Annotated in this window: 13 protein-coding genes; 12 read left to right on the top strand and 1 reads right to left on the bottom strand. The window is 28.9% G+C overall.

Annotated features, from left to right (window positions below):
- The 11 genes from ACRDDE_RS13130 to ACRDDE_RS13180 form a co-directional block, all read left to right on the top strand.
- Nucleotides 1-434 (top strand): SpaA isopeptide-forming pilin-related protein (locus tag ACRDDE_RS13130; protein WP_438627950.1); only part of this gene is annotated, 434 nt, incomplete at its 5' end.
- Between the two features lie 280 nt (nt 435-714).
- The gene (gene galU / locus ACRDDE_RS13135) at nt 715-1,677 is read left to right on the top strand and encodes a UTP--glucose-1-phosphate uridylyltransferase GalU (RefSeq protein ID WP_438627952.1); all 963 of its coding nucleotides are present in this window, start codon (nt 715-717) and stop codon (nt 1,675-1,677) included.
- Nucleotides 1,678-1,889: 212 nt separating this feature from the next.
- Nucleotides 1,890-2,813 (top strand): GntR family transcriptional regulator YhfZ, encoded by a 924-nt coding sequence (yhfZ, locus tag ACRDDE_RS13140; protein WP_438627954.1) that lies wholly within the window; start codon nt 1,890-1,892, stop codon nt 2,811-2,813.
- Between the two features lie 214 nt (nt 2,814-3,027).
- Nucleotides 3,028-3,375 carry a PRD domain-containing protein gene (locus ACRDDE_RS13145; protein WP_438627956.1) on the top strand — a complete coding sequence of 116 codons (348 nt, stop codon included), beginning with the start codon at nt 3,028-3,030 and terminating at the stop codon, nt 3,373-3,375.
- 38 nt (nt 3,376-3,413) lie between these two features.
- A complete protein-coding gene (locus ACRDDE_RS13150; RefSeq protein ID WP_195946128.1) occupies nt 3,414-3,773 on the top strand; it encodes a DUF2620 domain-containing protein in 360 nt (119 codons plus the stop codon).
- A 13-nt stretch (nt 3,774-3,786) separates the two neighbouring features.
- Nucleotides 3,787-5,202 (top strand): YhfT family protein, encoded by a 1,416-nt coding sequence (locus tag ACRDDE_RS13155; RefSeq protein ID WP_438627959.1) that lies wholly within the window; start codon nt 3,787-3,789, stop codon nt 5,200-5,202.
- 62 nt (nt 5,203-5,264) lie between these two features.
- Nucleotides 5,265-6,320, top strand: a complete 1,056-nt coding sequence (locus ACRDDE_RS13160; RefSeq protein ID WP_438627961.1) for a hypothetical protein — start codon at nt 5,265-5,267, stop codon at nt 6,318-6,320.
- A 2-nt stretch (nt 6,321-6,322) separates the two neighbouring features.
- A complete protein-coding gene (locus ACRDDE_RS13165; RefSeq protein ID WP_438627963.1) occupies nt 6,323-7,198 on the top strand; it encodes a phosphotriesterase family protein in 876 nt (291 codons plus the stop codon).
- Nucleotides 7,199-7,218: 20 nt separating this feature from the next.
- Complete coding sequence (locus ACRDDE_RS13170) at nt 7,219-8,322, top strand: aminotransferase class V-fold PLP-dependent enzyme (RefSeq protein WP_438627965.1); 1,104 nt, start codon at nt 7,219-7,221, stop codon at nt 8,320-8,322.
- Nucleotides 8,323-8,338: 16 nt separating this feature from the next.
- Entirely contained in the window at nt 8,339-9,505 is a 1,167-nt protein-coding gene (locus ACRDDE_RS13175) for a YhfX family PLP-dependent enzyme (RefSeq protein WP_438627967.1), read from the top strand.
- A 1-nt stretch (nt 9,506) separates the two neighbouring features.
- The gene (locus ACRDDE_RS13180) at nt 9,507-10,724 is read left to right on the top strand and encodes a phosphopentomutase (RefSeq protein WP_438627969.1); all 1,218 of its coding nucleotides are present in this window, start codon (nt 9,507-9,509) and stop codon (nt 10,722-10,724) included.
- Between the two features lie 86 nt (nt 10,725-10,810).
- Here ACRDDE_RS13180 and ACRDDE_RS13185 read toward each other — a convergent pair whose 3' ends face one another.
- Nucleotides 10,811-11,674 (bottom strand): mechanosensitive ion channel family protein, encoded by an 864-nt coding sequence (locus ACRDDE_RS13185; protein WP_438627971.1) that lies wholly within the window; start codon nt 11,672-11,674, stop codon nt 10,811-10,813.
- Between the two features lie 218 nt (nt 11,675-11,892).
- Here ACRDDE_RS13185 and murJ point away from each other — a divergent pair, with 218 nt between their 5' ends.
- Nucleotides 11,893-13,434 carry a murein biosynthesis integral membrane protein MurJ gene (gene murJ / locus ACRDDE_RS13190; protein ID WP_438627973.1) on the top strand — a complete coding sequence of 514 codons (1,542 nt, stop codon included), beginning with the start codon at nt 11,893-11,895 and terminating at the stop codon, nt 13,432-13,434.
- Nucleotides 13,435-13,649: the final 215 nt, after the last annotated feature.

A 13,649-nucleotide genomic window follows, 5' to 3' on the forward strand; every position in this document is an offset into this window, starting at 1 on the left:
TTAGATTAGAAGATGCAAAAGGAAAAGTAGTGATAGAGAAACTAGTAAGTGACAAAGACGGAAAGATATATGGAGCAGTAGAAAGAGAAGGAAAATACTATCTAGTAGAAACAAAAGCACCAGAAGGATATATGTTAAGCCCTAAAAAAGTAGAGCTTAACATAGAAAAAGGAAAGTTTGAAATAGTGGATCTAGGAAATATAGAAAACGAAAAAGTTAAACCTATACCTAACCCAGATCCAGAAAAACCAAAACCTGTTGATCCAGAAAAACCTTCAATAGATAAACCTAGTACAGGTAAGCCAAATAAACCATCAATAAACCCGGGAGTTACATCTCCAGCTACAGGAGATGCTAGTATCTTAACATACTCTTTATTAGGAGTTGGAGCAACAGGTTTAATGATTGGAATAAATAGAAAGAAAAAGAAATAAAGTTTAAATGGAAAAGTTAGTAGTTTGTAAACTACTAACTTTTTTATTTGAAATAATATGAGCCTAATTATTAAAGTGAATACTTTAACAATCAAGCTCATACTAACAATGCGGAAAAAAGATTTTTAAAATCTTTGATGAAGGGTCAATGGCATAACCCTCAAATATATTATACGGAGATTAAAATAAAACCTTTACATAAAAATAAAAAACATTTTTATACATAAACTAAAAGGGTATTTATAGAACTATAAAAAATGAGTTAAATCCGGAGGCAATTATGAAAAAGAAAATTAGAAAAGCAATAATACCAGCAGCAGGACTAGGAACAAGATTTTTACCAGTGACAAAGTCTCAACCTAAAGAAATGTTACCTATAGTTGATAAACCAACTTTACAATACATAATAGAAGAAGCTGTAAAGTCAGGAATAGAAGAAATTTTAATAGTTACAGGAAAAAATAAAAAATCTATAGAAGACCACTTTGATAGAAGCATAGAACTCGAGTTAGAGTTAGAACAAAAAGGAAAAACAGAAATGTTAAATATGGTAAAGGATATATCCAATATGGCAGATATATATTTCATACGTCAAAAAGAACCTAAAGGACTAGGCAATGCAATTTATTGTGCTAGAAGTTTTGTAGGTGATGAGCCATTTGCAGTACTTTTAGGAGATGATATTGTAGATAGTGAAGTACCTTGCTTAGCGCAATTAATTGACGTATATGATGAATATAATACTTCTATACTAGGTGTTCAAAGAGTAGAAAAAGACGAGGTTGAAAGATATGGGATAATAGATGCTACATATATAGAAGAAGGGGTTTATAAAGTTGATGATTTAGTAGAAAAACCAAAATATAATGAGGCTCCATCGAATATAGCTATACTAGGCAGATACATAATAACTCCAACAGTTTTTGAAATACTAGAAAATCAAAAACCTGGTAAAGGTGGAGAAATACATTTAACAGATACATTAAAAACATTAAGTAAATATGAAGCAATATATGCGTACAATTTTGAAGGTAGAAGATATGATGTTGGAAATAAATTAGAATTTTTAGAAGCTACAGTGGATTTTGCATTAAAAAGAGATGATTTAGGAAAAGAATTTATGGAGTTTTTGAATCATAGAGTAAATCATGGAAATGATGATTTAAATCATAAAAAAGTAGATGAAAAAGAAATTGAAGAACTTGAAATGATAATACAAGAATCTGATAAAACTAATTATTAATATATTAAATCAGTAAAACTAAAATTTATTTTAAATCAATATAGAAAAAAGATAGATAAGGACAGTAATATGATGAAATACTAAAAGTATAATTACTTTTAGTATTTCATCATATTACTGTCCTTATATTTTTAAGATTATTTAATTATATTTGACATAAAAACTATAAACCAAATATAATAAGCATATAAGAATAGAAAGGGGAGAAAAAATTGAATATACAAAAAAACTTTCTACATAAAAATGGATTAGTAACAATAAATTTAGCAAGAGAGCTAATCCTAATGGAAGAAGGAGATAAGATAAATACAATTGATAACTACTCTAAAAAATACAATGTAGGAAGAGGAACAATACAATCAGTTATTAAACATCTGGAAAGTGAAGGGGCAATAAGTTTAGAAAGAAGGGGACATTTAGGAACATTTTTAATATATATAAACTATAAAAAACTTTGGGAGTTTACAAATTATAAAACAATTGTAGGGGTTATGCCGTTACCATATTCAAAATTATACCAAGGTCTATCTACTGGACTAAATATTGTACTTGGAAAAAATGACTTTTCAGTGGCAATGGCATATATGAGGGGAGCTGAAACAAGAATAGAAAGTTTAAAATATGGAAGATATGATTTTGCTATAACATCTAAACTAGCTGCAGATCAAATATTGAAAGAAAATGATGAAATGAAAGTAATTTTAGAACTTGGAGAAAACACTTATGTAAATAAACATGTATTGGTATATGGACAAGGTGAAAAAATTGAAATAAAAGATGGGATAAAAGTTGGAGTTGATAAAACTTCAAGAGACCAGTACTATTTATCGATAAAAGAATTTGAAGGCATAGATGTAGAATTTATAGATATGTCTTATAATCAAATTGTTACTAAGATATTAAATAAAGAAATAGATGCAGCTGTATGGTCAATAGATGAGATAGAAGAAAAAGAGATACTTTTATCATATAGAGATTTAAAAAATCATAAAAGTAAAGATTCAAATACGGCTGTAATTATAATTAACAATAACAATAATGGTTTTGATCAACTAATAGAAAAACTAGTAAAACCAAGTGAAGTAAGAGATATACAGCAGAAAGTTATACAAGAAAAAATAACCCCAAAATATTAAAAAATAAAAAAATGCAAAAAAACAAGGAAAACGATTGACAAAGATGGTGAGATTAAGTAATATAAAGACAAGAAATATTTAAACTCAATATACAAAAAAATGTACATTGAAAGATTCAATAAAGCCTTTTAGTTATAAAAGGTTTTTACATTAAACTCAATGTACAAAAAAATGTACATTGAGTTTAATGTAAAATAAACGAGAGGTGTATATTATGGATATAAGACTGGCAACATTACATCAAGCAGGTATAATTGATAAGCAAACGCTATTATATCTAAGAAATATAGTAATAAAATTAAAAGGTATAGGAATTGAAGAAAATAGTGATGATATGCAACGAATGATAACTCACTTTGCAATGGCAATATCAAGACAACAAAAATGTGAAGTAGCATATGAGATGGAAGACTTTTTATATGAAGAAGTAAAAAAAGATAAATATTATAAAGAAAGTCTTAGATTATGGGAAAACATACAAATTGATATACCAATAGAGTTTAGTGAAAATGAAAAGAAATTTATGATTTTACATCTTTGTACATTAATTAATAATAAATAAAAAATAATAAAATAAAAATATAAAAAGGAGAGATTAAAATGATAAGAATAGTTGTAGGCGGACAAATGGATAAAGAAAGAATAGCTAAAAAAATAGAAGAAATAGGAAAAGATAAAATTACCCTTGAAGTAAAAACAGACTTAGATGCAGCTATGGCAATGAAAACTGGACAAGCTGACTATTACTTTGGAGCATGTAACACAGGTGGAGGTGGAGCATTGGCAATGGCAATAGCGTTAGTTGGAATGAATGAATGTTTAACCGCATCGATGCCAGGTACTATGTTACCAAAAGAAGATATAGTAAAAGGAATTGAAAATGGTAAAAAAGCATTTGGGTTTACACCTCAACATGCGGATGAAGTTATAGAGATAATATTAGAAAAAATATTAGGCTAAGGAGGTAAATATAGTGGAAAATAACACTGTTGAAATTAATAATACAAACTCAAATATGACAAAGAAGATAGTGTCATTAGGTTTATTAGCCCTTTTATTTTCAGGATTATATTATATAACACAAGGTATGGGAGACGTATTTAAATATATAGTAGCTGCATTACTTGGAGGCTTATCATGTGTACTAGTAAATAAAAATATAGCAACATTTAATGATGCGCTAAGACCTATAATGCCAGAGTATATCGAAGGAAGAATGAAGAGAGCTGAACTTGCAGCAACTAGTTTTGCATTATCATTTGGATTAGTTGTAGGATTTGGGATACCGTTTTCAATAGGATCACCAATAATATTAGCACACAGCATACTATTAGGTTCTGACATAATAGGTACATGGTGTCCAGATTCTAAAAAAGGGACTATAATGTCTGCTGCAATTGGTGGATTATATGGAGTTGGAGTTGTATATGGACTAGAAATAGTTGTTCAACTATTCGCAATGTTACCAGTAAACTTCCTAGATGCTTTGGGTCAAGTTGGAGCACCCGTAGTAGCAGCATTTGCGGTGTTCCCAGCGATAGTTGTTGGTTACCAATATGGATTTAAAAAAGGAATAATTACATTCGCAATAGTGGCATTAGTGAATCAACTTGTGATGACATTTGGAAAGATAAAAGTTGGAGAATCTGTTATAAGTTTAAGTCCAGATGGAATGGCATTACTAGTAGGTGTAATAATCATGTTAGGATTTGCTATGAGGGAAAAAAGTGATGGAAGTAATTCCAATCAAGCACTAATCGGTATATTCGAACAAAGACTTAAAAATATAAAGAAAAATGTATTTATAATAGCTGTAATGGGTGGATTAGTAGCAGCAGCTACAAGTTTAATGTTCTTTGCGGGAGATCCAACGTCTCTAAAATTACTAGCAGAAGGTAAGACTATGGAAGCTGGTATATCAGCAGCAGCAAGAGCAGTAGGATTTATACCATTAGTATATACAACAGCTATAACAACTGGAGTATATGGACCAGCAGGAACTACGTTGGTATTTGTAGTAGGAATAATATTTATGCACAATCCAATACTTGCATTTATAGTAGGAGCATTAGTAATGTTCTTAGAGGTAATATTACTAGAAAAAGCAGCAGCAGGACTAGATAAATTCCCTGGAATAAAAAAATCAGGAGATCATGTAAGAACAGCTATGAATAAAGTACTTGAAATAGCTATAATGGCAGGGTCTATGATGGCAGGAAATGCACTAGCTCCAGGAACAGGATTTTTATTCGTAGCAGGTGCATATGCATTAAACAAAACTGCTAAAAAATCTATGGTAGAAATAGCTGTAGGACCAGTAGCTGTGATAGCACTTGGAATATTATTAAACATATTATTTGTATTAGGATTGTATGTACCAGCAGTGTAATAATTAGTTATTTAAAGGGATGGTTAAAAATACCGTCCCTTTAAAAATAAGGAGATGAAAAAATGAAAAATTACACAAATATACAAATACATGCTAAAGCAAGTTTAAAAGCTATGAAACAAAAAGGAAAAACTGTAATTCATATGAATGAAGATGCGATTATAGATTATACAGAAAAAATAACAAATAATGAAAATCCTATGTATATGGGAGTAAAAGATAACAAAGGAATAAGCAGAGCAATGCTTAAAAAGCTAAATAAGGAAGGATTTATACTTCACACAATAGATGATAAATCAGTTGGAGGAAGGGCAATAGATACAAACCTAATAAACCCATTAACCGGAAAAGTTATGACAGGATCATCAAGTGCAAGTGCAATAAATGTGTTACTTGGAATAAATGATTTGGGGATAGGTACAGATGGTGGAGGTTCTGTATTAGCACCGGCTATATGTTTAAATTTATATTCATATCTTGCAAAAGGAATGAACCTTAAGATTTCTCAAATTAAAAAATCAACAGATGGTATTAGCTTTGAAGCAGGCATAGGTTTTATATCAAAGGATATTGAAACACTAAAAAAAGCAGTAAATGTATTTTTAGAAAAAAATAATCAAATAAAAGAAGGCGTAAATTATGAAATATATGGGATAGGAGATAAAAATTACTTAGATAAATTTAAAAAAGTTAATAATATATCAAAGTTTATAGATTTAAATTTATATTCAAAAAGAGAAGAGTTAATTAAAAATTTAAATGAAATAAAAAAAGAAAGAAAGATATTTATATCATATGAAAAAGAAATAGATATAAATGGAAATGGAGATTCTCTTATAGGTATGTTTGGAGAGTGTGGAGCGAATATTCAACAAAATGGAAATAAGGGAATTATAAGAATATTAAATATGATAAATGCAAATTGTTTGGCTATACCTGATATAGAATTAGGATCAGCATATTTAATATATACATTTGACAATAAATTAGTTGAAAAACTATTTAAAATAGGAATTGAAATAGACAAAAAAATAGAAAAGAACAATGTATTTGAAAGATATTTTAAAGAAAATTACAACTTAAGAGAAAACAGTATAATATTTGATTTAGGAGATTGATTATGAAAATAATAGACGGATACACATTATGCCATGAACATATGTATATTGATTTATCTAAAGTAAAACAAAATGAAGATTGTAGATTAGACTGTAAAAATGAAACTATAAGAGAAATAAAAAAGCTATATGAAAGTGGGGTTAGGAATATAGTTGAAGTAACCAATATGGGTATAGGCAGAGATATAAATTATATAAAAGATATAGAAAAAGAAAGCAATATAAATTTTATATTATCAACTGGATTTTATAAAGAACCTTTCTTACCAGACATAGTAAGTGAAAAAAGTGAAAAAACCCTAGCTAAATTAATGCTAAAAGAGTTAACACAGGGTATAGAAGATACAAATTATAAAGCTAGTTTGATAGGTGAAATAGGAACTAGCAAAGACTTTATGACAGAACTTGAAAAAAAGGTATTTGTAGCAGCTTCTATAGCTCATAATGAAACTAATTGTCCAATAACAACTCATACAACACTAGGTAGTTATGGAATAGAGCAAGTAAATTTATTCAAAGAATATAATGTAAATTTATCTAAGGTAGTTATAGGTCATGTAGATTTAAGTGGAAACATAGATTATATATTGAGACTACTAAATGAAGGTGTTTATGTAGAGTTTGACACAATAGGGAAGATAAATTATTTACCAGATGAGAAAAGGGTGGATATGTTAGTTGAAATATCTAAAAGAGGGCTTATAGATCAAGTGGTTATGTCTGTTGATATAACTAGAAAATCTCACTTAAAGTACAAAGGTGGAATAGGATACAATTATTTATTTGAAACTTTCATACCTAAACTTAGAGAAGCTGGTATTAGTGAAAATAACATAGATAAAATGTTAAAAGAAAATCCAAAAAACTTATTTAAATAACAATTCTTAGGAGGATTAATATGAAGACATATCCATTACAAAGTATATCAATAGAACAAGCTAAACAATTACAATTTAAACTTATAGATGAAGTAACTAAAGAATTTAGTGGAAGTGAAATATTAACAAGGGGAGATTTAGGAGTTGTAAAGGGGATTAACAAACCAAGCACAACTTTAAAAGTTGAAAAAGTAATAGCTAATTTTTTCAACCAAGAAAAAGCTATGCTTGTAAGAGGGGCTGGAACTATGGCTATTAGAATGGCGTTATATTCATCAGTAAAAAGAGATGAAAAAGTTTTAGTTCACACAGCACCTATTTATCCAACAACTAATACCTCTATAGATATGTTAGGAATAGACACTATAAGTGCGGATTATAACAATGTAGAAGATATAAAAAATGTTATAGAAAATAATAAAGATATAAAGGTTGCAATAGTTCAATACACAAGACAACAGCCATCAGACTCTTATGATATAAAGCAAGTAATCGAAACTATAAAACAAACTAATAAAGATATAACTATTATAACTGATGATAATTATGCAGTTATGAAAGTTGAATATATAGGAGTTGAAGCAGGAGCTGACTTATCTTGTTTTTCATTATTTAAGTTATTAGGTCCAGAGGGAATAGGTTGTATTGTAGGTAAAAGTGTATATATAGACAAGCTTATAAAAACTAATTACTCTGGAGGACTACAAGTACAAGGACATGAAGCTATAGATTGCTTGAGAGGACTTGTATATGCACCTGTAATGCTTGCTATACAAGCTGATGTAACAACTAATATAGTTAATAGATTATTAAACAAAGAAGTAGAAAAAGTAAAAAATGCATTTATAGCTAATGCTCAATCAAAAGTTATATTAGTTGAATTAGAAGATGAGATAGCAAATGAAGTATTAATAGAAGCTGAAAAACTAGGGGCAGCGCCAAATCCAGTTGGGGCAGAGTCAAAATATGAATTTGTGCCAATGTTTTATAGATTATCAGGAACATTTATAAATGCTAATCCATCATTAGCTAAGAAGATGATAAGAATAAACCCTTTAAGAAGTGGTGAAGATACTGTTCTTAGAATATTAAATCAAGCTATAAAGAATGTAGAAATCAAATAGAGTGGAGGTATAGTGTATGTTTCTTGACAAAACAATAAAAGACAATAAAAAGCTTATAGACTACTCAATAAATCTTCATAAAGAAGGAGAAATTCTACCAGACACATATGTAATAGATATAGATACATTAATTGATAATGCTGCAAAAATATACAATGAAGCAAATAAATATAATATAAAACTTTATTATATGACTAAGCAATTTGGGCGAAATCCATATATAGCTAAAAAATTAAAAGATATAGGTTACGAAGGGGTAGTAGCAGTTGACTACAAAGAGGCTTTAATTATGCATGAAAATAATATAAAAGTTTCGCATATAGGTCACTTAGTTCAGGTACCTAAATACATTTTAAAAAAAGTAATATTAGACATAGAGCCTGAGGTTATAACTGTATTTTCTATAGATAAAATAAAAGAAATCAATGATATTTGTAAGGAGCACAGTATAAAACAAAAAATTCTTATAAGGGTATATGCTGATGAAGATACACTTTATCCATCTCAGTTTGGAGGGTTTAATATAGATTCATTAAATAAAACTATAAAGGAAATAATTAAATTTGAAAATATAGAAATAGAAGGATTAACAGCTTTTCCTTGTTTCTTATTTGACACAGAAAAAGAGGTTATAAAAGCAACAAATAATATAAACACAATTAAAAAAGCGAAAAGATTAATAGAGTCTAATTACGATATAAAGATAAATCAAATGAATATGCCTTCAGCAACATCTGTATATAATATAAAGGAAATAAAAAAACATGGAGGAACACATGGAGAGCCTGGACATGCTTTAACAGGTAGTACACCGATGCATGCTGTAAAAGATTTAGAAGAAAAGTTATGTATGGTGTATGTATCAGAAATTTCTCATAACCTAAAAGATACAGCTTATTGTTTTGGAGGAGGTAATTATAGAAGATCTCATCTAACTAAAGCTATGGTTGTTAATGATGACTCTAGACAAGATATTGTTGATGTTATAGAAAATGATCCTTTTAGTATAGATTATTACTTTGAACTTAAAGGAAACCATGAAATAGGATCAACTGTAATTATGAATTTTAGAACTCAAATATTTGTAACTAGAAGTGATGTTGCTTTAGTTGAGGGACTTAAATATAATTCACCAAAATTAGTTGGAATATATGACAGCTTAGGAAGAAAGAAGGGGCTATAATATGAAAAGATTCATAGTAGTAGTTTTAGATGGATTTGGAATAGGGGAGATGGAAGATACTAAAATTGTTAGACCAAAAGATATAGGAGCTAATACTTTTAAACATATAGTAGAAGAAACTAATATATACCTTCCAATTTTAGAGAAATTAGGGATATGTAATGCATTGGGATTCGAAGTTGGAGATATGAAATTTTCAAAGTATGCCATGTTTGGAAAAGGTAATCTTATGCATTTTGGAGCAGATACATTTTATGGACATCAAGAAATAATGGGATCTACACCTAAAAAACCACTAAAAGAACCTTTTTTGAAGGCAAAAGAAAGAGTTAAAAAAAGGCTTATATCAAATGGATATAAGGTAAACGAGTATGGAAATGAAGCTAAGATATTGGTTATAGATGATTGTGTCACAGTAGGGGACAATTTAGAAGCGGATTTAGGACAAGTTTACAATATAACTGGATCTTTAGATTTAATAAGTTTTGATGAGCTTGTTAAAATTGGAAAAATAGTAAGAAAAAGTGTTTATACATCTAGAGTTATAACTTTTGGAGGCGAAAATATAAGTCTTGAGGATATATTAAATGCATATGAAGAAAAAGAAGGTATATATGCAGGAATAAATGCGCCTAGAAGTGGAGTATACAATAAAGGGTATCAAGTAATACACCTTGGGTATGGAGTAGATCCAAACACTCAAGTTCCAACAATACTAGGTAAAAATAATGTAAAAGTTTATTTATTTGGAAAAGTAGCAGATATAGTTGAAAACAACTACGGTATAAGTATACCTGGAGTAGATACAGGTGAAGTATTTGATCAATTTATACAAAAGGTAAAAGAAAATGAATCGGGATTCTTCTGCTTAAATGTTCAAGAATCTGATTTAGCAGGACACCAACAAAGCAGTGAAAAATACGCTAAAGTTCTTAAAGTATCAGATGATAAGTTAAAGCAGCTTATAAACATTTTGGATAAGGATGACATACTAGTAGTTATGGCAGACCATGGAAATGATCCCACTATAGGTCATAGTCAGCACACAAGAGAACAAGTTCCAATACTTATATATAATGAAAATATTAAACCAGGGTATATAGGTGAATTAAAAACATTAGCAGATATAGGAGCAACAGCTATAGATTATTTTAGTCTAGAAGGAACTGAAAATGGAGCTAGCTTTTTAGACAAAATACCAATTACTACTAAATCATAAATAAAAAAAGGTGCCAAATTAACGATTTTCGACAAAGATAAATTTATAAATTTATCTTTGTCGAAAATCGTTAAAGGCACCTTTTTTTATTTCTTTATATGCACATCCATTTGAGGATAAGGTATATTGATGTCCTCCTTATCAAATCTTATTTTAACTTCTTCCAATAAGCTACCATGAATATCCCAGTAATGCTCAGATTTACACCATACTCTAACTGTAAAATCTATAGAACTAGGTCCATGGGCAGTTATACCTACAAAGTAAGATGGATCAGATAAAATAAACTTTTGCTTTTTAACAACATCAATTAAAACATCTTTAACATGATTAACATCATTGTCATAACTAACACTAAACGTTAAATCTACTCTTCTTTTTTCTTTAGCAGAGTAGTTAACCAAACTACCATTTGATAAAGATCCATTAGGAATTAGTATCAATTTATTATCTACTGTTGTAAGTTTAGTATAGAATAAACCAATCTCCTCAACACTTCCTTGATAAATTCCTGTTTCTATATAATCTCCGACTTTAAAAGGTCTGATTAAAAGTATGATAAAACCTCCTGCGAAGTTTGATAAACTTCCTTGAAGAGCTAAACCAATAGCAACCCCTCCAGAAGCCACCAATGCAGCAAGTCCTGTTAATTGAACATCCCAATATCCAAGTATTATTAAAAATAGGAATGCTTTTAATGTTACTTCAGCAAATGCATGTAAAAACTTAGTAAGAGTTACATCAACAGATTTCTTCTGTAGAAAAGTTGTAAAGTGCTTAACAACCTTTTTTATAATTTTTAAACCTATAAATATAACAAGTAAACCTATAACAAGTTTAGCTCCGAAAGTTGTAATCCAATTTAAAAACTTTTCAGTTAAAATATCTAAAGGCATATTACTGATTTTCTCAACATTTTCAGTAACAGATTGTACTATATTTTCATCCAAAATTTAACACCTCGCTCTTATTTAAAAATTTAGCTAATAGATATGATATAACATTTTTCAACAAAAGTCTACAAATGAGGGGGTGGCAGAGAAATAACAGGGATAAAAATATTAAGATTGTAACCAAAAATGACGAAATATTAACCTTAGGAGGCTTTTTATTTTGGAAAAAATTTTATATAATAGAGGTTAGGCGAAATTAGAACTAGGAGGAAAGTATGAGTAATTTGGCAAAATCAGCATTTTGGCTTATGGTAGTCACTATGTTATCGAAAGTGTTAGGACTTGGAAGGGAATTAGTATTAGGATATTTTTATGGGACGAGTGTGTATAGTGACGTATATATAGTAGCAATGAATATACCATTAGTAGTTTTTGCATCTATAGGTACAGCTTTACTTACAACATTTATACCGTTATATCAAGAGGTATTAAATGATAAAGGAGAAGAAAGAGCTTTAAAATTCTCAAATAATATAATGAACATAGTGATTATATTAAGTATAATACTAGGTATTTTAGGATATATATTCGCAGAACCTCTAGTAAAAATGTTCGCATTTCATTATGAGGGGGAAAAGTTAATATTAGCAGTTAAATTTGTAAGAATTATGATAGGTGGAGTTGTGTTTATTGGTTTAAGTAACTTAATGACTTCATACTTACAAATAAAAGGTGATTTTACTATTCCTGGGATGATAGGTTTTCCTAATAACATAATAATAATACTATCTATAATATTAAGTGGAGTTACAGGAAATATATATATATTAGCAATTGGTTCATTAATTGGAATGTTATCTCAATTTTTATTTCAAGTTCCATTTGCTATTAAAAAAGGATATAAGTTTAAGCCTACAATAGATTTTAAAGATGAATATTTAAAGAAAATGTTATGGTTAGTTATGCCTGTACTTATAGGAGTAGCGGTAAATCAAGTAAATACAATGGTTGATAGAAGTTTAGCATCAGGACTTGAAGATGGTGTAATAACAGCACTAAGTAATGCTAATAGATTGAATGGATTTGTTATGGGGATGTTTATTGCAACTTTAGGGGCGGTTATATATCCAACTTTATCTAAATTATCAACTGAAAACAATAAAGAGAAATTTGCAGAATCTGTCGCTAATAGTGTAAACTGTGTAAATTTATTAGTTGTTCCTGCATCAGTTGGTGCTATGATACTTGCGACTCCAGTTGTTAGAATATTATTTGAAAGAGGGGCATTTAATGATAGATCAACAACACTAACTGCAACAGCTTTAATATTTTACTCAGTTGGTATGATTGGATTTGGATTAAGAGATATATTAAGTAAAGTATTTTATTCATTAAAAGATACGAAAACACCAATGATAAATGGTATAATAGCTGTCATTTTAAATATTGTGTTAAACCTAGCATTAGTAAAAGTTATGGGGCATGGGGGATTAGCTTTAGCAACAAGTTTATCAGCTATTATATGTATAATACTTTTATTTATAAGTTTAAAGAAAAAAATAGGATATTATGGTCAAGATAAAATAAGAGCTACATTTATAAAAACATTAGTAGCATCTCTTGTAATGGGAGTTGTAACATATTTTGTATATAAATTCTTATTTGGAATTTTGGGATTAGGATTTATACAAGAAGCAATCTCTTTAGGAGTTTCTATAGCTATAGGCGGAGGGATATACCTAGCACTTATAATAGTGTTTAAAGTAGAAGAAGTAAATATGGCAATAGATATGATAAAGAAAAAGTTAAAAAAATAATAAAGTTATTATAAGGGTTAGTGTATAAGTTTTGCTACCAAAGCTGGAAAGATGCTTTAAAGGTAGCTAAAACTTATACACTAACCCTTTTTTAGATGTGGAAAATGAGGGAAAGGAGGGAAGTGAATATTAATCTCCCTCCTATATATACTTAAAATTCGCAATAAATAAAAAACTATGTTACAATTATAACAACATAAGATAATTGACGAGGG

It is taken from the genome of Paraclostridium sp. (genome assembly GCF_051656405.1).
GTDB lineage: Bacteria > Bacillota > Clostridia > Peptostreptococcales > Peptostreptococcaceae > Paraclostridium.